Raw genomic sequence first — 24,827 nt, 5'->3', positions numbered from 1 at the left:
AAAACAAATAATTCAAGTTATATTATAGTTCTATCCAATTACCATCTTTGTCAGCATATAAAGTTCCAGTTGTACCATCTTCCAAGGTTACTTCCAACTTATATTGCTCCTGCTTATTTACATAGGCCTTACTGATGGTCCCTGAAGGATAGTCAGTAGAAACCGCCGTTGCAACCGCGTCAGGTAAATTACTGGTTTCTATTTCAGAGAAGTCATCCTGAGTTACGGCAACTTCCGTAGCTACTTCTACTACCTCTTCCCCAGCTTGGGCAAATGCTGTTAGACTTCCTATTGACATTACTGCTACAAAAAATAATTTTTTCATGATTTTCATTTTAATAGTTAAACTTGCTTTACCTATTGAAAATATAATACCAGAAATAATTTTCTGCCCAATTTAAACACAACACACTGTTATTGCATTAGTTACAATATTTTCATTGATCTATGCACTGTGTATTTTTGGGTACCTCCTAGCTTTAGTGGGTAAAAACTAAACACTTTTCGTGTTAATTTTCTTTCTAAATTACACTTGTAGGTTCCCCTATTGATTGTCTTCCCATTTTCTAAACTATGTATTCATGTTGCTCAGCTTTTATCAATAGAAAATTGTTCTTCTTTATAAACTAGCCATAAAAAAATGGGATCGTTAAAAAACGATCCCATCCCGGTGGACTTTGCCTACCTTATTAATTTAAATAATGCCTCCTATCTTTCAATCCAATCTCCATCCTTATCGGCATAGACCGTACCCCTTTTTCCCTTCTCCATTACTATCTCCAGTCTAAATTGTTGGGAACTGTTCACAAAGGCCTTATTAATTACCGCCGAAGGATAATAGGTGTCGATAGCCTTTGTTACTGCTGCCGGCAATTTCGTAGTCCCTATTTCAGAGAATTTATCTTGGACAACGCTTATTTCGGTATTGTCTCCCTTAACCATTTTATTCTCCTGCGCACAGGCAGTTAGACCTGTTAGTGATAATGCAATTCCAAAAAATAACTTTCTCATGATTCTAATTTTAACAATTATTACCATTACCAATGGAAAAACGATACCGAAATCGAGAATATCTTACAAAAATCTGACTACCAGGTATTTACATCAATAATAACGTTTTATCGAATTTGGGTAATACTGGGTATTTTGCTATGGAACTGTGTTAAAATTACACACCTTTTCATTAAGGAGAGACTACTACTTCCATTAATAAACTCTTGAACCATACCAAAAAGAGTTAAAAACGCCACAGTTAATGAATTGGTCTTTGCGTGATCTGAATCTAATCTAAAATCATAATAAAGTCTTTTCATATGGGCATAAAATAAACAGCAGCTTGAGAATTATCACAAAAAAAGGGCTGCCAAAAAGCAGCCCTACTAATTCAAATAACTAAAATAACTCAATACTTTAATGGATTACATATCGATCCAGTTGCCTTCAGCATCAACATACAATTCGGAATTGGTTCCATCAGAAAAAGTAACCTCTAACTTGTATTCATCTTCGTCGTTAACATATGCTTTATTTATAACGGCTCCGGCATGATCTTTCTCCAAGGCTTTAGTAATTGTATCCGGTAAATTATCCAGGTCGATTTCAGTAAAATCTTGGGCCATAATTACTTCCATAATTCCATCGTGAAAAATTGGAGGAGTAGCCAATACAGGACTTAAACTTCCCATTGCCAAAGCTGTTGCGAAAACTAAATTTTTCATATCATTTTTCATATCTCTAATATTTAGTGTGAGTACCTATTTTTTTCAAATGATAGAAGGAAAATTGTGCCAACATTAAAATATGAAAAATTATATTCTTAATTAATTGATTTTCAATTAATTAAATAGTTATAGTGTAAAACATAGAATGTATAAAAATGTATAGCCCCCAAAAAAGTGTATAAAAAATACACACCTTTTCAGGGACCAATTACATTACCTAAGCTTTGAACATGCTTATTGTCCCATCCAATGCAGATGGAAATTAATTCAACATATTTGCCGCAATCCTATTTTACCTGATGTGCAGGTTTTAACAAGTCGTTTACCGTTTTTACCGGATTAAAGGTTGCCAACGGAACTTCCACAAAAATGGTATTCCAAAAGGCCATCGCTCCATTCCAGAGCCCAGGCAACTCCAGGGCTTTTAAATCCTTACCTTCTTTAGTTTTTTGTGTAATAAAGCCTTGTTTAGCGTCCACAAAATTCAATAAATTAAATTTTTCCCCTTTGTAATTTCTTACACCACATACCAAATCTACCGGATTAAAATGGGTAGAGTTCTTTAATATATCTACCTGCTCCGGATTGGACATATCAACTTGGGCGGATTCAATTATTTGAAGTGAAATATGATCGTGGGCATCCCTTATCCAAAACGGCCCACCGCCAGGTTCGCCTTCATTCTTGACCATTCCACAAATACGTATGGGGCGGTTGATCTTATCCTTCAAAATTTCTATTTGCTGGCCAATACTAAACCCATTATATTTATCCAAGAAACGTACATTGAGGTCTTTTTCCAAAAACAATTTTATGGTCTCGAGTTTTTCCGAAGAAAGATTATCCCCCTCCAAGGCCTCTGCATATCCAAAAGCTTTGGATTGCAATTCCAAGAGTAATCCGGCCAATATTTTTTTGCTTCTTGCAACTTCCCCGGACAGTCTTGGGGCTACAACATTATCAATATTCTTAATAAAAATAATATCCGCATCCTGCTCATTTAAATTCTCTATTAATGAACCATGTCCTGCCGGCCTAAATAGTAAGGTGCCATCGGAATTTCTGAACGGTTTATTGTCCAAGGTCACCGCAATGGTATCCGTAGAAGGTTTTTGAAAGGAATAATTTACTGTAAATGAGGTTGAAGACTCTTTTGACACCCTTTCCCCTGCAATCTTAAATTCCTTATTGAACATTTCACCGTGCTGTTCCGAAATGGTAAAATGTAGCTTAGCCTGGTTATTCACCTGGGCATAGGCAACAGCTTCCTTTAAATGTTCTTCAAACGGGGTTGCACTGTACTTACCATAATTATGAAAATTCAATAGGCCTTTTGGGTAAAATCCGAAATTTAAACCTTCCGGCATCAACATCTCCTTTACAAAAAGGTACTTTTCCTCGTCTTTCGACTTTGTTTTGCCAGCTATGCGTTTTTGTATAATATCGTAAAAGGCAAATTTCCCATAGCCTTCAAAAAAAGTTTTCACGTCCTTATCTTTGGTCCTATCCAAATAGGCCTCGAATTTTTCGGATTTTGGGTCGTAAGTATCCAAAAAATTAAACATCGCCTTAAACATTCGGGATGCGGCACCGGAAGCCGGCACAAATTTCAAAAGTGAAATTTTCTTTTTTGCTTCCTCAAATTTTTTAATTAATGTTTCTTCCTGGGCATCGGAAAATTTTGAAATTCCATCAGTTACTATTGCTGCCTTTTCCAAACGAACAAAAGGAATACCCTCCTTAAACGTTTCTATTTGCCCTTGAACTTTTTCCTTGGAAATTCCTTTCTTTTCTAATTGCTTTTTGTCTTCTTCCGTTAATTCCATTATTTTCTCAGTAGTTGGTTAATGTAGTTCTTGGCCGTTGTGAGCCTTGTTTTTTTATCACCCTTTAATATAATAAAATTCCTGTTATATTTTTCCAAAGTATCCTTGAAATAAATAAACATTCGTTCACGGTCATTTGGCTTATCCCTTAAGTCGTCCTTTTCCCACGGAATGTCTATATAGGTCAAAAAATAAATATCGTAAGTATTTCGTAATGCGTAAGTCTCCAATACTGGATCGCAGTACCCTAAATAATATGCCTCGGAATACACCTTGGTCTCTAGGAGATCCGTATCGCATATTAAAACTTCTTTGGCATTTTTGGTCAGGGAATTTTCTAATTTCATCTGCCCTTCAGCTATAGGAAGTAAATCTTTAGGCTCACAAGGCTTCTTTTCTTTGTCCCATTTTTCCTGAAGGTAATCACGTGCGTATTCTGGTACCCAAACAGTATTGTAATGTATTGCCAATTCACGGGCCAAAGTTGTTTTTCCCGTAGATTCAGGACCAAATAAGACTACTTTAATAATACTTGAGGGCTCTTGTTTAAACTTTTCTTCCATGCAAGGTATCCGAAAATGGCAATAATGGTGAACAAAAAATATTGTAGAGATGTAAAGATAAGTCCTTTATATAAATATAGGGGCACCGAAATTACATCACCTATAATCCAATATACCCAATTTTCAAGTTTCTTCTTTGCCATAAGCCACATTCCAACAAAGAAAATTGCTGTTGTCAAAGTGTCTACATATGCGGTCCAGCTATCAAATTTGTCAAAAACCAAGTACACCAAAGCAACAAATAAGACTGTAGCACCGAAAAGAACAAGCGACCAGTTCTTTTCCTTTGAGGTCGTACGGGTTATGGGAATAAAATGGACCTCATCTATCTTTCTAGTCCATACATACCAACCATAGATACTCATTGCAAAATAGTAGGCATTGATCAGCATATCTCCCAATAGGCCAAAAATCAAAAGTATATATACAAATACTCCGGTACTTAGAATTCCTGTAGGGAATACCAAGATATTCTCGCGCATGGAATACCAAACACTTAAAAATCCAAAAACCACCCCTATCATTTCCAAAATAATTAAATGTGTGGGCGTTTCTTGGTACTGGGCAAAAATCCAATCAAAAATGAGGTTCATAGTCGCTTCGGTCAGATTTTACAATTTTCATGAATAATAATCCCCTATCCATTAATTCAAAGGAAGCCTTAAGCTCAGTATTGAGGACTTTCATCACCTGGTCGTATTCTCCGTAAATCTGGGTACTTAAAGGGTTTTCAAGAACCGTAAGGCCAGAGACCCTAAGTTTTTTAATAAAATTTATGATATGTTCCTCGAAGTCGTCCTGCAAAGGGGAAAGGGTAAGCTCTACTGATATATTCATGAGTTAACTTATCTTATTGGGGGTAATCCCCTAGGATTAATGGCATTAAATATGGGCCAAAAATAACCCTTCACGTTAAAAGTTTTAGAATTTATCTAGGGATATTAATCGGAACTATGGACAGAGCGCTCCTGGATTTTGGATCAAGCACTAATTTTTAATAGCGTATACGCAGGTGTATCCCTCAAACTCCAAAAATATAATATTGTAGTGCGTAGTTTTGCCCTTATACAGTATGGTACCCGTAGTTTCAGTATCCGATAACGAAAAATCGGTAATATCTATATGGTGTAAAAAACTAAGACCGTGTTGTGCATATATCTTGTACAACGATTCCTTGGCTCCCCAAACAATAGTAAGTTTTCTTACCAAAGCATCTGCATTTGCCACGGTTTTATATTCCTCCAAAGGAGTGTATTTATTGGCAATGCTGAGAATTTTATCGCGCTGCATTTCTATATCAATTCCAACCTCTTTGGAATCGGAAATTATTATACCGGTAAATTCGTGTGAATGGGTAATGGAGATGAACTTACCATCCTTTAAATGCGGTTTTCCGGCATCATCGTAAAACAGATCATGATCAACATAGCCTTCTGCTGCCAACAAATGCCTAATACTCAAAAACCCCCTTCTATGCAATTCCGATTTCATGCCCATCATTCGTTTTTGGCAATGTGGAGTTAACACAATCCCCTCGGAAAGTTGGAATTCCGTTTCCTGAACTTTCCAAATCAAGACTTTAGCGTTTTCGTCTACTGTTATTGTTTTGTAAAGAGGCATTAGGTTATTTAAGTTATTACTACCTTTGCAACTGCAAAAAATAAGATAATTGTTCTATTACTAAAGTAAAAATAAAAACGGAGAAGAAATAAGCTAATCGAAGATATTCTTAATTTATATTATTTTTAATTAATTTCTCCCTGTTCTATTTTGGCGATTAGGACCATTTAACAATAACAAAGATAAATATATGAGTACTAAAACCATTCCTTACGTACCCTATAAAGTAAAAGATATTGGCTTGGCCAAATGGGGAAGAAAAGAAATTGAACTGGCCGAAGCTGAAATGCCAGGCTTAATGTCCTTAAGGGCAGAATACGGAAAAGATCAGCCGTTAAAAGGCGCCCGTATTGCAGGATGTTTGCATATGACCATACAAACTGCCGTTCTTATCGAAACTTTGGTTGCCCTGGGTGCGGATGTTACGTGGAGTTCCTGCAATATTTTCTCTACCCAAGACCAAGCTGCTGCAGCCATTGCGGCTTCCGGAGTGCCTGTATATGCCTGGAAGGGAATGAGCGAAGAGGAATTTAACTGGGCCATTGAACAGACGTTGTTTTTTGGTGAAGATCGCCAACCTTTAAACATGATATTGGATGATGGTGGCGACCTTACCAATATGGTGCTCGACAAATATCCAGAATTGGCCGCAGGTATTAAAGGACTTTCGGAAGAGACCACCACTGGTGTCCATAGGCTTTACGAGCGTGTAAAAAATGGAACCTTGCCTATGCCCGCCATCAATGTTAATGACTCTGTTACCAAATCCAAATTCGACAACAAATACGGATGTAGGGAAAGTGCCGTAGATGCCATTCGCAGGGCAACAGATACAATGCTTGCTGGCAAAAGGGTAGTAGTTGCCGGATATGGTGATGTTGGAAAAGGAACTGCCGCATCTTTTAAAGGTGCTGGCTCCATTGTTACCGTTACCGAAATTGACCCCATTTGTGCCCTACAGGCAGCAATGGACGGTTTTGAGGTAAAAAGAATGGCTGCCGTTGTTGGCAATGCCGATATTGTTATAACCACAACAGGAAATAAGGATATTATTCAGTCACAACATTTTGAGGCGATGAAAGACAAGGTCATCGTTTGTAATATTGGCCATTTTGACAATGAAATAGACATGGCGTGGTTGAACAAAAATTACGGTCATACTAAGGACGAGATAAAACCACAAGTAGATAAATATACTATTGATGGTAAGGATATTATTGTTTTGGCCGAAGGTAGATTGGTCAACTTAGGGTGCGCTACAGGTCATCCAAGTTTTGTGATGAGCAACTCGTTCACCAACCAGACTTTGGCTCAGATGGAACTTTGGAACCACACTGACAAATACAACAATGACGTTTATATGCTTCCGAAACATTTGGACGAAAAGGTGGCCGCCTTGCACTTGTCCAGATTGGGAGTGGAATTGGAAACTTTAAGACCAGAACAGGCAGAATACATCGGGGTAACCGTAAAAGGTCCGTTTAAACCCGATTATTACAGGTACTAGATTTTATTCTTATATAGAAAGATTCAAAGCACCCTAATAATGTTTGATCAAAATCCTTATCTTACTTAAACAGATAAGGATTTTGATTTTTATAATTCTACACAAAATCAATGAACATACTCTTAACAGGAGCTACAGGAACCTTAGGTTCTAGGGTGCTATTTTCACTTTTGGAATTTCACTTTCAAAGTGTTGAAACCATATACCTTCCTGTTCGGAATAAAACTTCGGTTAGTGCAAAGGAACGCATCGCAAAAGTAATATCAAGTGACTTTACCACTGATTTTGTAAAAAACAATCAGTCTGAAATCCTAAAAAAAATTGTTACGGTCGATGCCGAATACCTTTTAATCCCTACTTCCTTCCTAGGGAACAATAAAATAGATTATTTTATACATTCCGCTGGTTTTGTTAATCTTTCCACCGACCCTGCGGCCAAAGAGGAAATCTTTAACCGAAACCTTCAGTTTACAAAAGATATTTTCAATACCTATCAAAAGCATATTGTAAAATTCGTATATATAAGCACTGCATTTGCCGCCGGAAATATTGGCGGACTATTGGATAATGACTATTCCAACATAAACCACGACAATTATCGCAATTATTACGAGGCCTCCAAACACGCTTCCGAAAAGTTCCTCCTAAAAGCTGGTGAAGACTGTAATATTCCCATTCAAATTTTACGCCCTAGCGTCCTTGGAGGGAATATTCATGAAAGTCCGAACTACTTTATATCAAAATATATGGTTTTTTACCTTTTTGCGAAGTTTTTTCACAACAACAACTCCAAAGAGGCGATAAGAATTACCACCAAAGCAAGTACCGGCTTAAATATAATTCCAACCGATTATGCCGCTGAAGTAATTGTAAGGGTGATTTCAAAGGATATTCAACAATTAAACATTGTTCATTCCAAGGAGACCAATATGATAAAAGGAATCTCCAGAATATTAAAGGTGGTGGGGTTCTCCAACTTTAGTTTTACCGAAGACCAAATTAATACATCAACGGGGTTCTCCTCTAAATTGGAAGAGTTTTACTATGAAACCATTGGGGTACATCTACACCCGTATATGATTTCCATGCCCAATGAATGGGATACCCAACTATTGGAAAGTATCCTACCTATGCCAAGCTATAACCTAGTGGATTATTTGTCAGAAACAGTTGCATTCGCAAAGTTGAACAATTTCAGGAGTCAGCCGTGGTAAGAATGAACAGCCTATGAATCCTGGACAGGATTTATTAATCAAATTAAATGGTTGCTATGGGCATGTTAAATCCCAATTACAGATGGTAAAAGGCAAAAGATGGATCAAGAACAATTGTTGTGTATATGCAAATATTGTGGTCAATCTATAAAGGAAGAATTCTACGTTTTTGACTCCTCTGAACTGTGCTCTGAACGCTTTTATTTTTGCATTGAATGATTCCGCCGATGCATTTGTACTTCTGTTTATAAAATAGTTCAGAATTGATCTATAGTTGAGCGATATCGTGTTTGCGATGGTGTTGAACGCCCTAAATCCAGTATTTTCTACATCCTTGTACCAATGTGCCAGTTTTGTGTAGGCGGACTCTTTGGACGTTGCCGTATTGAATATGTTCCTGAGTCCCTGAACCAGTTCAAAGGCAATCTTTATATCGGGATATTGGGCGAACAATATCTTACTTCTCTCGGATTGGTTTTGCGTCCAGTTGTTGGACGATTTATAAAGCAGGTACCTACTTCTGGCCAAGAGTTGCTTTCTTGTGTCCCCATTGCTGAATTCTTTTGGCACGAATGTCCCGTTCTTTGCCCTTGTCTGTTTTATCTGTTGGTTTTCCCGGTCTATGGCGTCCCAGCTGTGTTTGATGCGGATGTCCTGAAGAGCTTCCAGTGCCAGCTTTTGTACATGGAACCTGTCCGTCACCTGTATGGCCTTAGGGAAGCACTTTTTTGCAATGGTCTTCATGGAGTTCGCCATATCCAAGGTGATTTCCTTGACCCTGGCCCTTTTCTTGGCGGGTATACCGAGCAGCTGTTCTATGATCGGTTCCACCTTGGTGCCGGAGAATATGGACACTATAGATCCTTTCTTGCCCTTGGCCTTTTTGTTCGTGATTATGGTGTAGAGTTCCCCCTTGGAGAGTGCCGTTTCGTCAATGGACAGGTAAGGCCCTATATTCTCTGGGAATATGAGCCACTGTTTGGCATGTGGTCTCTCTTCCCATTGCTTGAATTCGCTCAGGTAATCCCGAAACTGTCGCTGTAATTTTTTGCCGTTGACCCCATAAAATCCGCCAATGGTATGGCAGTCATTAGCTTTGGTACTGACCAAGTACTTTTAAAAAAGCAGCGAACTCTACGGTCATACGAGTCCCCTGTGCCACCAGACCCCAATCTCTTTGCACGGCCTGGCCTGTGGCCTTGTCCAACCAACGGCGCCGCTTGATGTGGAGAAAGACCGACTTTCCACGCAACGGAAAGTCCTGGACGACAATCTCTTTATGAAAGCCATGGGCTATTAAGATGCGATGCCTTTCCTCTTTGGGGGTATCTTTTTTTTCCTCAAAATACAAATGGAGTGTACCATCCTCCTTTTTATGGGAGACCAGGTCGAAGTGGGTAATTAATAGTTCAGGTAGTATAAGCTTTAATAGGTCAATAGATAATTCCAAGGCTGATCGTTTTATTGCAAAGATCGGACTCCTATTTCAATTCAATCACAACTTTTGGCATTGATCCTAGTTCAGTGCCTAATAGGGATTTAGATGCATTGAACTATTACTAAACCGAGATGGGTATATACCTTCAGAAATAGGTCGTTCACTGTGCGGTTCTTATTGTTTTGGAGTTTGAACCATCAACTCACCAATTCGCTCCGAAATTTCGGCGAATTTATCTTCTTTGGTCAACCAATATACATGGTGGGAATCTTCGGAGGTATCCCATAGATTGTAAAAATACCGGATTCCGTTCGGCTCACTATGCAACCCTATTTTTGGAGTTCCTGCTGTTCCCAAAGAAAAATATTCTGCTTTTTGATCCCTGTAAATGGCATAGTACACCGTTTCCAAATCGGCTAGATGATGGTCCCAATCTCCATATCTTTCCCGATAAATTCTATACGCCTCCCTAACAGGGTTATTTTCAGGCGTATTTATCAATTCCTTTCCCCTATGATAGGGTTTAGTGATAAAATTACCGGCGACATGGATCGGGGTAGGCCAATGTTCAAAAACTTCCATGGAAGCCATGCCGGCAGTATGGTTAATCTGCTGACCGCCTAAGTTCATGCTAAGCGGTAACATGGTGTCTTTGGGAAACCAAGTCCTACCAATAATTATTAATTCCTTTACTTTTTTTCTAACCAATTGCAACACCCAATCATCTTTGATGAGATTTTTTAGATTTAGAAGATAACCAACGGAAACGATAACTACCGAGCTGTCGGGTTGTTGTTGTAATATTTCTTTGTACAGGTCCACAGCATCAGGTACATCCTTTCTTGTGTCAACATCATGTACGAAGCGAATATCCTTGACAATTTGCTGTGTATAATCCGTGCAACATTTTAATAGGATAGCAATATCCCTAGAATAAGTATCATCTTTTTTATATGATCCAATTGGCAAATCAGGGTGACCATAATATGTGTTTACCGCATCGATATAGCCCACACTAAAATCGTCGGAGGTGTTGTGCATCACGGCGAGTAAATCTACCTCACCATTGTCTTGAAGCGCATGTAACATGGCAAGAGCCCCTGCATCATCACAGTCAGTTTCCATATCCGTTTCATAAATGATTTTAATCTGTCCAAAACACATTGAACTTATTACCAATAGGAGGGCGAGCAAGAAAAATACTTTTTTGAAATGGGCTTGGGATGATGGTGTCATCTAATTAGATTTAAAAGAAAAATGTTATTATCATTGAGGAACTTGATCAAATAAATCTAAACTGTCTAACAATCCTAATTTCGAAAGTATCAGCGGCTTTTTTTTAGAACGATTGCCTAATTATAGATGCATTCTTTCTTTCTAAAAATACAAAAAATTTAATACCTGGAAACGGAATTGCACCTGTTTTAATTCGAACATTAGTGCGAAGTACGATCAAGGGGTATGCCCATAATCAATAGCTGAGGTAAATGAACATAGCCCATTGTTTCCGGTCATGGAAGGTGCCACTTTACGGGAGGAGTTCACAGCAAAAAAACAATTGCTTTTTTAACTGTTTAAAATAAAGGGGTAGGTTATATATTCTTTAAATTTGTATAGATAATTCCAATACCGAGCGTGTTCATTTAAAGGTGGGATTCCTTTTTCAATTCACACACAACTTTTGAGATTGAGCCCAAAAGATGGTCTAGAAATAACTAAAACAAAAAACCCTCTTTGTTTCCAAAGAGGGTTTTTAAATCTTAAAAGACTTGCTGATTAAGCTTCAAATGGTTCAATAGAAACATAAGATTTACCTCCAGCTTTCTTTTGGAACTTAACTAGACCATCTATCCTTGCGTGCAAAGTATGATCTTTTCCAGCGTAAACATTCTCACCTGGGTTATGCTTAGTACCACGTTGTCTTACAATGATGTTTCCTGCAATGGCAGCTTGTCCACCATAAATCTTAACGCCCAAACGTTTCGATTCTGATTCCCTACCGTTTTTAGAACTACCTACACCTTTCTTATGTGCCATGATATAATGTTTTAATTCTTGTTATTAACTTAAAGCGGCAATTAATTCTGCTTTTTTCATTGAAGAATAACCTTCAACTCCCTTAGCCTTTGCCATTTCCCTTAGCTCAGCAACTGTATTTTTACTCAAATCCACAGTAGCTTTTGCTTCCACCTTCTTGGGTGCTTCAGCTTTTACCTCTGCTTTTTTAGCGGCAGGTTTAGCTTCCTTTTTTGGTTCCGCCTTTTTCTCAGATTTTTTAGCTCCAGAGGCAATGATACCTTCTATTACCAATTCTGTCAAATATTGACGATGACCGTTTTTCTTTTTGTAACCTTTACGTCTTTTCTTTTTAAAGACAATTACCTTGTCACCTTTTAGGTGCTTAATGACTTTTGCCTCAACAGCGGCTCCGTCTATAGCTGGGGCGCCAATCGTAATGTTACTACCATCTTCCAACAAAAGAACGTTATCAAAGGTTACTTTGCTACCTTCTTCGTCTTGTAAACGGTGAACATACACTTTTTGGTCTTTCGCAACTTTAAATTGCTGCCCTGCTATCTCTACAATTGCGTACATAGCTTGTGTTATTTATAAATTTAAGAACAAGCCTAATATTTACTTAGGCGGGTGCAAATATACTCCTAAATCCTTAACCCACAAGTGATTTTTAAGATTTTTAAACCGATTTTCTTTTAAGGTTGTTGGAAGACTTAAACAATTGCATAAATGAAAGGGTCAACACCAGGGAAGTAGCAAAACCCATAATGGCTACGGTAAAGAACACTATACCCTCGGAAGTATTATAATCCTTAAACCATACCTTGGACAGTTCATCCAAAAATCCAAGATTTATCTCCGTGGCGTAAAAAGCGAAAAAAAATGTAAAAATCAATGTACCTACAAAACCCGTAACAATTCCCGCCGTAAAACCCTTACCATAATTAAAGGCAGGTCCTTCTTTTATCCTAAAGTATTTTATGGCCTCATATATCCCAAATCCAGTTATTACACCATTAAAAAGGCTGTAAAATATATTGGTATGTAAGTTAAAAAGTGACAATAAAAGGAAATAGGCGATTAATGAGCCACTTACTGCTATGCCAAACCTAATAGGAAGCGCAAATTGTTTCATTGTAGAGAATTTTTAGGTTATGCATTTAATTTACAGAATTTTAATGATTTATGCACATATATTAACAAGGAATTGATTTTGAAGTTAGTTTTAGCATCACATCCTCGATTAGCCATTTGTAGGATCCGTATTTAATGGGCATACACATTCCTCTCTTCTCAACGCAGAATTAATTTAACTGATTTTTTTAAATTTGAAACCAACACACAGGTCGTTTCTTTAGGAAATATATACTAGAAAAAAGATAATATCCTTCAATTTTAGTAAAAATGGAATCCATTTGCAGCGTACAAGAGTCCCAATTCAGTATCTTTGATCTAGAAAAAAAGTGTGGTGTTGAGCATTGAAAAAAGGGTCGGCCCACAAAATTTGACTTAAAAAATTCTTTTAGACCCTTTGTATTTTTAAAACCTACCCGATGACAAAAAAAAAATTAATTCTTATTCTATCCGTTTTAATCGCAGTTACATACTCCTGTAAGGATAAAAATAATGAGGGTTCCCAAATGAAAGCGGTAATGGCCATTCATGACGAACTAATGCCCAAAATGGGTACTATAGGTAAATTGATATCACAATTGGATGAAGAAATAACCAACGATGCTTCTTCCAACAGCCATGCAGCAGCAAGGGAGGATTTGAAGGCGGCACATAAGGCCATGATGGATTGGATGAAAGGGTTTGGTGATCGCTTTGATGGTGATGAGATCTTAAAGGCAAAAGTATTGACCGAAGAAAAACAGAAATGGTTGGATGAAGAAGAAGCCAAAGTCAAAGCCCTCAGGGATCAAATAAATTCCAGCATTAAAACGGCAGAGGATTTGTTAAAAAGTAATTAATCCCTTATTTATTCCTTCCATCTCAAGGATTCAATAATCTTACGCATATCTTTCTGTAAGTATACGGCTGCGGGCAAAATAGAATCATAATTGGGCTTGGCATAAAAATACAAGGACCCGGTTACAAAGTGTTTTGTGCTGTCCGTGACATAAAACTGGGACTGGGAAGCAGCATCGCCCTTTATTTCATAATACATTCCATAAACCTTGTGGGGTTCATTCACTATGGGTTCCTCATAAATTCCCTCGGCCTTCAATACGTGCTCATAGCTTAGTTTTTGGGCATCAGTAAGAAGCTTGTCCAAATTACCGTTCACCTCCTTGTAATTAACAAAAATAGAACCCTTCATAAGTGGATAGTCCAAAACAAAGGAAGTATTGGATTCGGATTTTAGTCTGGCCGCTTCATTGTACTTGATCAAAAAGTGCTTCGATTGCAAAAGTCCCTCCTTACCCGATGGGTATTCCAACCTAAGCATAGCCTTGGGCTTGGGCAGCACATCTTCTTCACAAGCCGACATAAAACAAACCAAAAAAATTAAAAGTCCGATATTAAGCTTCATGTGGCAACGTTATTTTTATCTGTTTCAATCGTTTCTTGTCCAGGCTCTCCACTATAAATTGATAATCCTTGAATATTACCACCTCTCCCCTTTTCGGAAAGCTTCCGGCTATCTCCAAGACAAAACCGGCCACCGTTTCAGATTCTCCCTTTTTCTCCTCAAAATCATCTTCATCCTCAATTTTGGCCACTCTATAGAAATCCTTCAAGGCCGTTTTGCCATCAAAGACATAGTTAAAATCGTCCAGTTTTGAGAAAACTAAATCCTCATCATCAAATTCATCACTTATATCCCCTACAATTTCCTCTATAATATCCTCTAAGGTTACTATCCCGGAAGTGCCCCCGTATTCATCTACAACAATGGCCAAATGATTTTTCTTAGACTGGAATTCGAGCAGTAGGTTGTCCAATTTTTTATTCTCAGGAACAAAGTAGGGCTCTCTGATCAAGGCCATCCAATTAAAAGATTTTCTGTCTATGTAGGGCAAAAGGTCTTTAACATATAAAACTCCCAAGACATTATCCAAATTTTGCGAAAAAACGGGTATCCTGGAATAGCCATGTGTCTTTATCTCTGCCAATACTTCCAAAAATTTCATTTCCTCATTAAGGGCAAAAATATCGATTCTAGGACGCATCACCTGTTTAGTGTCGGTATTTCCAAAAGAGACGATGCCCTCGAGTATTTTTTGCTCTTCCATGGTGGTATCTCCTTCAGAGGTAAGCTCCAATGCCTGGGATAAATGACCAACGTTCAAACTAGATTTCTGCTTGCCCAATTTATTGTACAGGTAAATGGTGGCAGATCTCATAGGTAAACTCAAAGGAGAAAACAAAAAATCCAACACCTTAAGGGGAAAGGTCATGAAATAAGCAAATTTAAATCTATTGCGATTGGCGTACACTTTTGGCAAAATCTCCCCAAACATCAATATTAAAAAGGTGACCACAACTACCTCCAAAAGGAAACGTACAGGTATAAGTCCTAGGATAGTATAGGTAATTGAAGCAAATAAGGTGTCGCCTATGTTATTGAACAACAATACGACCCCAATATTTATGGCATTATTTGCAATTAATATTGTGGCCAATAATTTCTTTGGACGATCTAAAAGTTGGACAATAATCTTACCTTTTGCAGTCTTTTTTTCCTCAATTTCATTGACATCGGTTTGGGATAGACCAAAAAAAGCAACCTCGGCACCAGAAATAAGGGCAGAACAAAACAACAAAATTAGGAGTATTGCGATTTTTAGGGTAAAAACGCTATCGATTGCAATAAAATTCAATAATAAACTAAGGGGGTCTGGGTCCAATAGTCAGTCTTTAAATTTAATTAGTCTAAAAAGGTAGATCATCTTCTTCTTCGGGTCCGTTGCCACCTTGGGGCTCATTAACCTTGTTTGTTGTATTTGTTGTTGCGGATGATCCTTGCTGCGGTTGATTCTGGTTACTTGCCTGGGAATTGGCCATACTCTCTTTTTTGGTGGTCAAAAAAGTAAAATCCTGAACATGCACCTCGGTGGTATACCTGGTATTCCCATCTTCTCCCTGCCATTGACGGTTTTTCAGCCGGCCTTCCACATAAATTTTATCCCCTTTACTTAGGTACTTTTCGCATATCTCTGCAGCCTTGTTCCTAATTACAATATTATGCCAATCCGTATTGGTAACCCGTTCTCCTGTCTGCTTATTGGTATACGTTTCATTGGTAGCCAAAGGAAATCTTCCGATACAGTTACCACCTTCAAAAAAGTGAATCTTAACCTCGTCTCCCAAATGCCCGATCAGCATAACCTTATTTAGTGTTCCGCTCATAACTCAAATTATACCTCAAAAGTACTAAATTTTAAACGTTTTTATAAAATCTGCAATTAAAACTGGAACTGGATATTTATGAAGTTCAGCTATCTGTATTCCATTTTTTAGATTGGAGTCAAAGGTGATGATCCAAAACCTGGTGTGCAAATGTTGATGGGAAAGTTTATGAACTATTTTATTTTCATTGTATAAATATATTTCAGAGGGCTCTTCCACCGCAATGTATTCCCCAAGATTTTGAGCCACCTCTGTTTGACCTATGTACTTTTCCGTTTCCAACAATGGGAATTCGTACAAATTTTGCCAAATACCCCTCCCTTTTCTTTGTTGCAATAAAGTTTGCTTATTCTCATCTACCAGTACCAAATAATTAAAATAACGATTACGGACTTTATTCTTTTTAATTTTTACAGGTAAGCCATCAATATTGTTGGTTGAATAGGCCACACAGCTTTGCTGCAAAGGACAAATAACACATTCCGGACTCTTTGGGGTACATTGTAGGGCGCCAAATTCCATAATCCCCTGATTGTAGTCCCTAATATTCTGGATATCCATAACTTTTTTGGCCAATTCCTTAAAATGTAGAATGCCCTCGGAACTATTTGTGGGCAGGTCCACACCATAATAACGGGCCAAAACCCTATATACATTCCCGTCCACTACAGCCTCTGGCTTCCCGAAACAGATAGAAGCAATTGCACTGGCCGTATAATCGCCAATTCCTTTTAGTTCCAAAAGCTCATTATAGGTATTTGGAAACCTACCATTATATTTCTCCGAAATTATTTTTGCTGTGGCATGCAAATTTCTTGCCCTCGAATAATACCCCAATCCTTGCCATAACTTAAGAACCATTTCCTCTGATGCCCCTGCCAAATCCTGCACTTTAGGGAAGGCCTCCACAAACTTCAAATAAAAGGGTATACCTTGAGCCACACGGGTCTGTTGAAGCATTATTTCCGAAAGCCAAATAAGATAGGGTTCATTGGTATTTCGCCAAGGTAGAGGTCTTTTATTAACTTGGTACCACTCTAAAATTATTCTGGAAAAATTCATCTATCAGGGAATAATTTACAAAAGTAACGGTTTACTAACTTAAAATTAAGTTCCTTAGCAATGAAAGATTCAATTTAATTCATATATTTGCATCCCGAAAAAAAATTCTTTAGAAATTTATTTAGTTAAAATGACGAAAGCGGAAATTGTAACGAAAATCTCAGAAAAACTGGGAATTGAAAAAGGAGATGTGCAAGCAACTGTGGAATCTTTCATGGATGAAGTGAAAACATCTTTAGAAAGCGGAGACAACGTATACTTAAGAGGTTTCGGCAGTTTTATCATTAAAACAAGAGCTGAAAAAACAGGTAGGAACATATCCAAAAATACTACCATTAAAATCCCTGCGCACAACATCCCTGCCTTTAAACCGGCCAAGGTTTTTGTAGAAGGTGTTAAAAGTAATGTACAAGTCAAATAAAATATTATTAATCTAAAAAAATAGACCTCTATGCCTAGTGGTAAAAAAAGAAAAAGACATAAGGTAGCTACCCATAAGCGTAAGAAACGCAGGAGAGCTAACCGACACAAGAAAAAGTAGTTGTATCAACTACTTTTTCCTTTTGTACGTTCCTTGACATAGAAATTCGTAAATGAATTTCGACGGGTTTACACAACCTGTACAAATTATTGTTTAATCATTTGTCCCCGCTCGAGAATTATTGAGTGGTTGGATGAATATAAATTAATTCAGGTGAATAGAGAATTAATCGTAAGATCTAGTTCCAATGCCATTGATTTTGCCTTGCTAAAGGATGGAAAACTCACTGAATTGCACAAAGAAGAAGACAGTAACGACTTTGCCGTAGGCGATATTTTAATTGCCAAGGTAAGAAAGCCGGTAACTGGACTAAATGCAGCCTTCGTAAATGTAGGGTACGAGAAAGATGCCTTTCTACATTATCACGATTTAGGGCCACAACTAGCTTCTATGTTGAAATTCATTAAAAAAGTTAGCACTGGAAAACTTAAGGATTATTCCTTAAACAATTTTCAGTTTGAAGAAGATATTGACAAAAATGGTAGCATCACTGATGTTATTAAAGCCAATCAATCTTTACTGGTACAAATAGTAAAGGAACCCATTTCCACAAAAGGACCCAGAATAAGCTCTGAACTTTCCATAGCTGGCCGTTACTTGGTCATGGTCCCTTTTTCCGATCGCGTATCGGTTTCTCAAAAAATCGAGAGCAAAGAAGAAAAAGATAGGTTAAAAAGACTCGTCAGGAGTATTAAGCCTAAAGGGTTTGGCGTTATTATCCGAACAGTAGCAGAAGGTAAAAAAGTTGCAGAACTAGATAAAGACTTACAAAATTTACTGAACAAATGGTCAGTAATGTGCGACAAAATTCAAAGAGCCCCACATCCGTCCAAAGTTTTGGTCGAGCTTACAAGAGCTTCCTCCATTCTTAGGGATGTTTTTAATGATTCCTTTACAGGAATTCAAGTTGATGATGAAACGCTTTTTGAACAAGTAAAAGATTATGTGCATGAAATTGCACCAGAAAAAGAATCTATTGTAAAGCTGTATAATTCTACTGTGCCCATTTTTGAAAAATTTGGGATTGAAAGACAAATAAAAACTTCATTTGGCCGGACGGCTTCCATGAGCAAAGGTGCTTATTTAATTATTGAACATACAGAAGCACTTCACGTTATAGACGTTAACAGTGGTAATCGTTCCAATAAAGCCAAAAATCAGGAAGACACAGCCCTGGAAGTAAATTTATTGGCCGCCTCAGAAATCGCAAGGCAATTACGCCTGCGCGATATGGGAGGGATCATCGTCGTAGACTTTATCGACATGGGTAAAGGCGAACACAGAAGACGCCTTTTTGATCACCTTAGGGATGAGATGAAAGACGACAGGGCCAAACACAAAATACTGCCCCCTAGTAAGTTTGGACTAATACAAATTACAAGACAACGGGTTAGACCCGAAATGAACATTAAAACAAGTGAGGAAAACCCCAATGGCTCTGGCCAAGAGGTAGAAGCCCCAATTGTTTTGATCGACAAGATAAATTCAGATCTGGAAAAACTCTTAAAAGGTCCGGCAAAAGATGATGGTATTTTCTTAAACATTCATCCATTTATTGCCGCTTATTTAACCAAAGGGTTTCCATCCATACGTTCCAAATGGTTTTTGGAACATAAAAAATGGGTTAAAATTCAACCCAGGGATGCCTATACTTATCTTGAATATCGTTTTAAGAACAAAGACGGTAAAACCATATATTAAAGAAAAAGCGACTTCCAAAACGGAGTCGCTTTTTTGTTTTAATATTTATTGATTGTGGTTATCCTGGATCCTGCTTATTTGTTGTGTTTCTTCAAAAATTAGGATGAACATAAAATTTCGTGTTTTTTGATTTTAGCTTTATTTATTGGGCAAAATCGAATGAAATTATTGTTAAAATTATTCTTTCATTTTACTCAAGTGGTTTTTATTGTTTTTAATTGGATTTCGTGAATCTTCGATTTCTTTGCTTGTCCAAAGAAACCGACGCAGGAGGTTCATGAATACCTTATTCCAAAATAAACAGGCAATGAATAAAACGAAACAAACCCGCCTTGCCGTCGGGCCGGAGAAAAGACACTCCTTCATTATATGTCCCCAAAAATCCAGGGATTTTTGTGACCGGTGGCCCGGCCTAAATTATCTCCAAGACTTCAATAATTCTTCACGACCACGCCTCCTACACTACAGAAGGAGATCAGCCCACAAGACGCTATAATCTTAAATGGCAAAAGTTTTCAGGAGACAAAAAGACATTGTTGTTTGCAAATCTCAAATTACTTTACCATAGGCGTAACCACAATATTTCTAAATTCTATGGGACCGTGATCGCCCTGAAAGTATAATGGCCCTGGTTCAGCCTCATTACTATCCAAAGCACCACCGGTAATTCCGGGGATTATTTGATCGCTGATCACCGTAGTTCCGTTGGCCACAACAGTAACCCTTCTTCCTATCAAGGTAATATCATATTCCTGCCATTCTCCGGCTGCCTTGGCTACGACCTCACTAGGGGTTAGAAAGCCATATACACCACTGTATTCCACATCTGAAGGTTCTGCTCCTTGACTATCGGTTATCTGCACCTCATAGCGTCCCCGCAGATAAACTCCACTATTACTACCCTTGGGATACTTGAATTCCAAATGCAATTTAAAATCGTCGAATTTTTGCTCAGATACCAAATTGGAACCGGATTTAGGACTTTTTAACTCACCCCCATCAACAATCCACTGATTTTCCCCCATGGCCTGCCATCCACTTAAATCCTTCCCATTGAATAAATTAATGGGCTTGCCCCATTTTGGGCTTTTTGTATGGTCCAATTTAGGGGCCCGTGTAGCTACCCAATCATAGGTTTGTCCATTAGTATATAACATGGTGCCTTTTAAGACATCACCGTGCATGCTTCCTTCGAATTCCATATCGGTATTTCCATCTTCCCATTGCGGGGGAATGGCGAAACTAAATTTCCCATCATTCATCTTTACCTCAGCTATAGGACGGGCACTACCCATGGCGTAAACAAACCTTCCTACCAAGGTCTGGGTGCCTGAGTGACGGATTTCCAACCAGGAAGGAAGCTCTTCCCCCTCTTGGGAAATAACCATATTCCAACGCCCCTCAATAGGGTTTATTTGCTGGGCATAGGATAAAGTATTAAAGGCCAGCAGAAGGCTTAGTGCCACTAAACACATTTTAAATTTGTTATTCATTTTCATCTAATTATATTTATTGCTTTAAATTGTCAGGCCCGCCTAACCAGACAGACAGGTGGAATTCGCCAATAATCATTTCGACTCTCCAACTATCGGGAGGTATCCAAGATTGTTATAGCTCATTTCAAAGATTTTTTTTTGCGAATCGTAAATATAATTACATTATACCCAGTTCACCAATTAAATAGCCCCTAAATAACTTGACTTATAATCTAGCCCATCCAAGAATTTAAAAATAACAGCGCAGCTATACCAATACAATAAACCACCGTATATTTACAGACCTACTCCTGCAAAACCTTTGGGAGAAATTGACAAACTAGAGGCATATTTATCCAATGACACCACTCCAAAATTCCTATTCCGTAGACGAAGCTACCAAGAAACTGGAAGGGTATTGTGCCTATCAGGATCGTTGCCACAAAGAAGTGATTTCCAAGCTAAGGACAATGCATATGATTCCCGAAGCCATAGACGTGATTGTGGGACATCTTATTAAAGAAAATTTCCTGAACGAGGAACGCTTTGCCAGAAGTTTTGCCAGAGGCAAATTCAACATTAAAAAATGGGGGAAAAATAGAATTGAAAATGAATTGAAGTTTAGGGAAATCTCCAAATACAATATAAGATTGGCTATGGAGGAAATAGAACCCACAAAATACCTCAAAACCTTTAACTCCATTGCCAAAAAACGATTGGCCGAAATAAGGGAGAAAGACCTTCAAAAACGTCGAAAGAAATTAGCGGACTACCTCTTATACCGGGGTTGGGAAAGTGGAATGGTATATGAGAAAGTATACGAACTTGTCCCCAACAATTAACGGCTGATCTTCCACCCCTTCCTATTGGAAAGGGCGAAGGGCCGTATATAACTTAATTAAGGTTAAAGGAAGCTCCTATGCTGAAGACAAACTGATTATGCAATTTTTCGGCCGGAGTCAAGGTTCCCGATTTGTATTTTGCCAATGGCGCTCCTATTTCAGAAAATACACCAAAGCCATCGCTAAAAAAGTAGCGAATACCTAAATGACCACCAAAATTCTTAAGACCAAGGTCCAATCCAGGATAAATATCCACATTGTCACCTAACTGAAAAACACTACCCAAATTGGCATTGAATCTTGCCTTTAAGTCTATTCTGTCTCCAAAATCGGCATTAATCAGTTCCGCAACCCCTAAAACATAGGAGGAAGAAAGGCCAAGGGAAAAGTTTTCACCCAAACCATAATCATAGGTCACGACAATTCCAGTACCATTATCCTGAAAATTGGTCCCTATCTGAAATTTCATATCTTCCCTACCCTCAAATGCCTGTGCATTAACAGATGCCACAGCTAATATAAATACCAATGCAATCAATAATTTTCTCATAGTTATCTTACAATTATTTTTTTAATTAAAGGGGACAAAGATATTCCTTTCCGTAAATAAAAGCCCTAAGACAACTGCTTATTTGTTCTTTCAATGGCCTGTTCATTCTTCCAATCGATCCACTCCTGCCCTTTTAGCCTTCTCATTATATTATCGTAATACCGCATTACCAACACATTGTAAAAAGCCTTTCCCAAATTCACAGGGTTTCTGGCAATGGCACGTAAACTCATGGAGAAGCCGGGACTAAGATACTTCATATAGTGCCAATACCCTTCAGGCATATACAACACTTCCCCGTGCTCCAAATGCGTTTTATATCCGGAGGCATTTTTTAAGGCAGGCCACTTTTCATAATCAGGATTGGAAAAATCTATGCTTTCATGGGTAATCAAGGAATGCGGAACTTTATACAAGTATTTATTTTGTGACTGGGAGAACAGGATAATCTCTTTCTTCCCTGCGAAATGAAAATGAAAGATATTGGCAAGATCAATATCGTAATGCATAAAGGTATGGGAATTGGTCCCTCCAAAAAAAAGCATGGGCAGACCCTTCATTAGGTTCAGTCCAAAATCAGGAAAGGAATAATCCTTTTGCAGCTCTGGAACCTCTTTAAGAATATTCCATAGAAAGATCCGATATTTTGTAGGTTCGTTTCGCAAAAGCTCAAGATATTCGGACATTTTCATTCTAGCGTGTGGCTCGTTAAAGCCGTCCTTGAAATGCACCGGACGATCATCATAAAGTGGGACTGTTTTATTGCCGGCCACTTGCCGCATATAGTCAAAATTCCATTTGGTATAGGCAGGCCAATCCTCAATACACTTTTCTATAACCACGGGTTTCTGTGGCCTAAAATAGTTATTGAGAAACTCTTCTTTGGTAATATTCGCTACCCTTGGAATCTCCTTTAAGTTCAATATAACTTGATTGATTAATCTAGCAAAGTTAAAAAACCCAAAAATAAGGTTCTTGGCAATTTATTCCAACGCTGGCTTACTCCGTTAGATTGGCCTTCTTTTTTGCGGCTTCATTTCGATCAATGGTATGTCCTGGCCTGGTCCATTTTGGCTTTTCGCCCTTGGCTGCAAATTGGGAATCCTCAGCTTCAACAGTTTGGGGCTGGGAAACCTTGGTAAAAGCCTTTTGTGGGTTTAATCCCAACAGCTTAAACATAGCCATATCCTCATTTACATCAGGATTGGGAGTAGTAAGCAACTTATCCCCGGCAAAAATAGAATTGGCACCAGCAAAGAAACACATGGCTTGCCCTTCCCTACTCATTTGAGTACGGCCGGCGGATAAGCGGACCTGGGTTTCGGGCATAATAATTCTGGTAGTGGCCACCATACGCACCATATCCCAAATTGGAATAGGGGGTAGATCCGCCATAGGCGTACCTTCAACGGCCACCAAAGCATTGATCGGAACGGATTCCGGTTGTGGGTCCAACGTTGAAAGGGCCACCAACATTCCCGCCCTATCTTCCAATGCTTCGCCCATACCAATAATACCACCGCTACAAACGGTAACATTACTCTTACGCACGTTGTCTATGGTATCTAAACGATCTTTAAAAGCACGGGTAGAGATAACATCTTTATAGTAGTCCTCCGATGTGTCCAAATTATGGTTGTAAGCATAAAGTCCGGCCTCGGCCAAACGATGCGCCTGATTTTCAGTAATCATTCCCAGGGTACAGCACACTTCCATATCCAGTTTGTTAATGGTACGCACCATCTCCAACACCTGATCAAACTCGGGACCGTCCTTAACATTTCTCCATGCAGCTCCCATGCACACCCTAGAGCTTCCTGCAGTTTTAGCGCGTAATGCCTGGGCCTTAACTTGGGAAACGCTCATAAGATCGTTGCCCTCAAGGTTGGTGTGGTAGCGTGCGGCCTGTGGACAATATCCACAATCCTCAGGACAGCCACCCGTTTTAATGGACAGCAAGGTAGATACTTGCACAGTATTGGGATCATGGTTTTCCCTGTGCACGGTAGCCGCCTCATAAAGCAGCTCCATAAAAGGTTTGTTGTAAATGTCCAGTATTTCCTGTTTGGTCCAGTTATGTCTTACTTCGCTCATACTTATTAGTTCTTGGGGCTTACCCCGACTTCCTCTGACACCTACAAGGAGGACCTGCAAGGTCTTCACGACCTTGTAGGTCTACACCTTGCAGGAGAAGGAAGTCGGGGTCGGGCTTATTCGCTATATCTTTTTCAGTTTACCATCGCCAAGCGCGGTAAACATAAAAAGGATGTCGCTTCAATCCCTAAGCCAACATCGATTTAAGCGTCAAAAATAACCTATAATCTGCAGAAATTGCAAAAATCGATTCCTAAATTCTTAGATAAGATTATTTAAACAGATCTTAAATTATCTTTGA

28 protein-coding genes are annotated in these 24,827 nt (G+C 38.5%); 6 read left to right on the top strand and 22 right to left on the bottom strand.

The annotated features are described in order from the left end of the window. Positions 1-22 precede the first annotated feature (22 nt). The 8 genes from CWD91_RS03445 to CWD91_RS03410 all read right to left on the bottom strand — a co-directional run bounded on the left by CWD91_RS03445 (position 23) and on the right by CWD91_RS03410 (position 5,730). Entirely contained in the window at positions 23-325 is a 303-nt protein-coding gene (locus tag CWD91_RS03445) for a hypothetical protein (RefSeq protein ID WP_103439886.1), read from the bottom strand. A gap of 383 nt (positions 326-708) precedes the next feature. Continuing rightward, positions 709-1,011 (bottom strand): hypothetical protein, encoded by a 303-nt coding sequence (locus CWD91_RS03440; RefSeq protein WP_103439522.1) that lies wholly within the window; start codon positions 1,009-1,011, stop codon positions 709-711. Between the two features lie 407 nt (positions 1,012-1,418). Further along, positions 1,419-1,730: a hypothetical protein gene (locus CWD91_RS03435; RefSeq protein ID WP_239985638.1), complete on the bottom strand. Its 312-nt coding sequence runs from the start codon at positions 1,728-1,730 to the stop codon at positions 1,419-1,421. Positions 1,731-2,008: 278 nt separating this feature from the next. Then, positions 2,009-3,547, bottom strand: coding sequence for a DUF4301 family protein (locus CWD91_RS03430; RefSeq protein WP_239985636.1), 1,539 nt, complete (start codon positions 3,545-3,547; stop codon positions 2,009-2,011). Then, the gene (locus tag CWD91_RS03425; RefSeq protein WP_103439520.1) at positions 3,547-4,110 is read right to left on the bottom strand and encodes an AAA family ATPase; all 564 of its coding nucleotides are present in this window, start codon (positions 4,108-4,110) and stop codon (positions 3,547-3,549) included. Before CWD91_RS03425 ends, CWD91_RS03430 begins: the two co-directional genes overlap by 1 nt. Continuing rightward, positions 4,065-4,703, bottom strand: coding sequence for a nicotinamide riboside transporter PnuC (gene pnuC / locus CWD91_RS03420; RefSeq protein ID WP_103439519.1), 639 nt, complete (start codon positions 4,701-4,703; stop codon positions 4,065-4,067). Before pnuC ends, CWD91_RS03425 begins: the two co-directional genes overlap by 46 nt. Beyond that, positions 4,687-4,947 carry a thiamine-binding protein gene (locus tag CWD91_RS03415; protein ID WP_103439518.1) on the bottom strand — a complete coding sequence of 87 codons (261 nt, stop codon included), beginning with the start codon at positions 4,945-4,947 and terminating at the stop codon, positions 4,687-4,689. Before CWD91_RS03415 ends, pnuC begins: the two co-directional genes overlap by 17 nt. A gap of 150 nt (positions 4,948-5,097) precedes the next feature. After that, positions 5,098-5,730, bottom strand: a complete 633-nt coding sequence (locus CWD91_RS03410; protein WP_103439517.1) for a 4'-phosphopantetheinyl transferase family protein — start codon at positions 5,728-5,730, stop codon at positions 5,098-5,100. A 190-nt stretch (positions 5,731-5,920) separates the two neighbouring features. Here CWD91_RS03410 and ahcY point away from each other — a divergent pair, with 190 nt between their 5' ends. Together ahcY and CWD91_RS03400 are read left to right on the top strand one after the other, a co-directional pair. Next, entirely contained in the window at positions 5,921-7,237 is a 1,317-nt protein-coding gene (gene ahcY / locus CWD91_RS03405; RefSeq protein ID WP_103439516.1) for an adenosylhomocysteinase, read from the top strand. A 110-nt stretch (positions 7,238-7,347) separates the two neighbouring features. Then, a complete protein-coding gene (locus CWD91_RS03400) occupies positions 7,348-8,451 on the top strand; it encodes an SDR family oxidoreductase (protein WP_103439515.1) in 1,104 nt (367 codons plus the stop codon). A 54-nt stretch (positions 8,452-8,505) separates the two neighbouring features. Here CWD91_RS03400 and CWD91_RS03395 read toward each other — a convergent pair whose 3' ends face one another. The 6 genes from CWD91_RS03395 to CWD91_RS03370 all read right to left on the bottom strand — a co-directional run bounded on the left by CWD91_RS03395 (position 8,506) and on the right by CWD91_RS03370 (position 13,040). Beyond that, a complete protein-coding gene (locus CWD91_RS03395; protein ID WP_239985634.1) occupies positions 8,506-9,561 on the bottom strand; it encodes an ISAon1 family transposase in 1,056 nt (351 codons plus the stop codon). Then, complete coding sequence (locus tag CWD91_RS03390) at positions 9,542-9,901, bottom strand: ISAon1 family transposase N-terminal region protein (RefSeq protein WP_103439514.1); 360 nt, start codon at positions 9,899-9,901, stop codon at positions 9,542-9,544. Before CWD91_RS03390 ends, CWD91_RS03395 begins: the two co-directional genes overlap by 20 nt. Before the next feature lie 162 nt (positions 9,902-10,063). After that, entirely contained in the window at positions 10,064-11,125 is a 1,062-nt protein-coding gene (locus tag CWD91_RS03385; protein WP_103439513.1) for a nucleoside hydrolase, read from the bottom strand. Positions 11,126-11,665: 540 nt separating this feature from the next. Beyond that, positions 11,666-11,926, bottom strand: coding sequence for a 50S ribosomal protein L27 (gene rpmA, locus CWD91_RS03380; protein WP_103439512.1), 261 nt, complete (start codon positions 11,924-11,926; stop codon positions 11,666-11,668). Positions 11,927-11,950: 24 nt separating this feature from the next. Further along, on the bottom strand, positions 11,951-12,484 hold the full coding sequence (gene rplU / locus CWD91_RS03375; RefSeq protein ID WP_103439511.1) for a 50S ribosomal protein L21: 534 nt from the start codon (positions 12,482-12,484) through the stop codon (positions 11,951-11,953). Positions 12,485-12,584: 100 nt separating this feature from the next. Then, positions 12,585-13,040 (bottom strand): DUF4199 domain-containing protein, encoded by a 456-nt coding sequence (locus tag CWD91_RS03370; protein WP_103439510.1) that lies wholly within the window; start codon positions 13,038-13,040, stop codon positions 12,585-12,587. 418 nt (positions 13,041-13,458) lie between these two features. Between CWD91_RS03370 and CWD91_RS03365 the strand changes: the two genes are divergently transcribed. Then, entirely contained in the window at positions 13,459-13,878 is a 420-nt protein-coding gene (locus CWD91_RS03365; protein ID WP_103439509.1) for a hypothetical protein, read from the top strand. 8 nt (positions 13,879-13,886) lie between these two features. Here CWD91_RS03365 and gldD read toward each other — a convergent pair whose 3' ends face one another. The 4 genes from gldD to mutY are packed head-to-tail and all read right to left on the bottom strand — an operon-like array spanning position 13,887 to position 17,323. Next, a complete protein-coding gene (gldD, locus tag CWD91_RS03360; protein WP_103439508.1) occupies positions 13,887-14,441 on the bottom strand; it encodes a gliding motility lipoprotein GldD in 555 nt (184 codons plus the stop codon). After that, entirely contained in the window at positions 14,431-15,759 is a 1,329-nt protein-coding gene (locus CWD91_RS03355; protein ID WP_103439507.1) for a gliding motility-associated protein GldE, read from the bottom strand. The genes gldD and CWD91_RS03355 overlap by 11 nt, the downstream gene beginning before the upstream one ends. A 25-nt stretch (positions 15,760-15,784) precedes the next feature. Further along, entirely contained in the window at positions 15,785-16,261 is a 477-nt protein-coding gene (locus CWD91_RS03350; RefSeq protein WP_103439506.1) for a single-stranded DNA-binding protein, read from the bottom strand. 24 nt (positions 16,262-16,285) lie between these two features. Then, entirely contained in the window at positions 16,286-17,323 is a 1,038-nt protein-coding gene (gene mutY / locus CWD91_RS03345; RefSeq protein ID WP_103439505.1) for an A/G-specific adenine glycosylase, read from the bottom strand. A gap of 130 nt (positions 17,324-17,453) precedes the next feature. On the opposite strand from mutY, the gene CWD91_RS03340 reads away from it, so the two are divergent. Further along, on the top strand, positions 17,454-17,744 hold the full coding sequence (locus CWD91_RS03340; RefSeq protein ID WP_031445631.1) for an HU family DNA-binding protein: 291 nt from the start codon (positions 17,454-17,456) through the stop codon (positions 17,742-17,744). Between the two features lie 273 nt (positions 17,745-18,017). Next, entirely contained in the window at positions 18,018-19,565 is a 1,548-nt protein-coding gene (locus CWD91_RS03335; RefSeq protein ID WP_103439884.1) for an Rne/Rng family ribonuclease, read from the top strand. Between the two features lie 554 nt (positions 19,566-20,119). On the opposite strand, the gene CWD91_RS03330 is transcribed toward CWD91_RS03335, so the two are convergent. Then, complete coding sequence (locus CWD91_RS03330; protein ID WP_103439883.1) at positions 20,120-21,058, bottom strand: 3-keto-disaccharide hydrolase; 939 nt, start codon at positions 21,056-21,058, stop codon at positions 20,120-20,122. A gap of 341 nt (positions 21,059-21,399) precedes the next feature. Between CWD91_RS03330 and CWD91_RS03325 the strand changes: the two genes are divergently transcribed. After that, on the top strand, positions 21,400-21,882 hold the full coding sequence (locus CWD91_RS03325) for a regulatory protein RecX (protein WP_103439504.1): 483 nt from the start codon (positions 21,400-21,402) through the stop codon (positions 21,880-21,882). 52 nt (positions 21,883-21,934) lie between these two features. Here the strand turns inward: CWD91_RS03325 and CWD91_RS03320 are convergent, their stop codons facing one another. The 3 genes from CWD91_RS03320 to bioB all read right to left on the bottom strand — a co-directional run bounded on the left by CWD91_RS03320 (position 21,935) and on the right by bioB (position 24,526). Continuing rightward, a complete protein-coding gene (locus CWD91_RS03320; RefSeq protein WP_103439503.1) occupies positions 21,935-22,432 on the bottom strand; it encodes a DUF6646 family protein in 498 nt (165 codons plus the stop codon). Between the two features lie 65 nt (positions 22,433-22,497). After that, positions 22,498-23,355 (bottom strand): cupin-like domain-containing protein, encoded by an 858-nt coding sequence (locus tag CWD91_RS03315; protein ID WP_103439502.1) that lies wholly within the window; start codon positions 23,353-23,355, stop codon positions 22,498-22,500. Positions 23,356-23,431: 76 nt separating this feature from the next. After that, positions 23,432-24,526, bottom strand: a complete 1,095-nt coding sequence (gene bioB, locus CWD91_RS03310; RefSeq protein WP_103439501.1) for a biotin synthase BioB — start codon at positions 24,524-24,526, stop codon at positions 23,432-23,434. Positions 24,527-24,827 lie beyond the last annotated feature (301 nt).

The organism is Arenibacter hampyeongensis, from assembly GCF_002909255.1.
Classification (GTDB): Bacteria; Bacteroidota; Bacteroidia; order Flavobacteriales; family Flavobacteriaceae; genus Arenibacter; species Arenibacter hampyeongensis.
Note: the sequence above shows the minus strand (reverse complement) of the source record. Positions and strands in the feature narration are given on the sequence as shown.